A 430-nucleotide genomic window follows, 5' to 3' on the forward strand; every position below is an offset into this window, starting at 1 on the left:
GTTCTCCTCAGTTCCGGTGATATCGGCCGTTATCTTTTCGTGCTGATCGGCTTCTCGCTGCTGGGCCTGTCCTTCGGTCAGGCGGGTGGCGCGCTCGCCTCCCGCTTCAGCCGCGAGTACCGCTACACCGGCGCATCTTTGACCTCGGACATTTCCTGGCTGATCGGTGCCGGCTTCGCGCCGCTCGTGGCGCTCGGATTTTCGTCCAAATTCGGCCTTTTCGCGGTCGGCATCTACCTCATGTCGGGCGCCCTGTGTACGCTTATTGCCCTCTGGTTTAGCCGCACGCTCGAAATGCCGTCTGACTGATCTGGGCAATTTAAAAAACTCCTTAAGCAGTCACGCCGCGGAATCCTTTCGGATTTCGCGGCGGTTTTGTTTTTTTATTGCGCCGGATCGATTTTAATCTTGACTTTCCTAATCATGAAAT

At 55.8% G+C, this 430-nt stretch carries 1 pseudogene; it reads left to right on the forward strand.

Annotated elements, in window-relative coordinates:
• Nucleotides 1–309: pseudogene (locus tag ACTHUE_RS20600) on the forward strand (hypothetical protein); the annotation flags it as partial.
• Nucleotides 310–430: the final 121 nt, after the last annotated feature.

This window comes from Neisseria sp. P0021.S005, assembly GCF_051956955.1.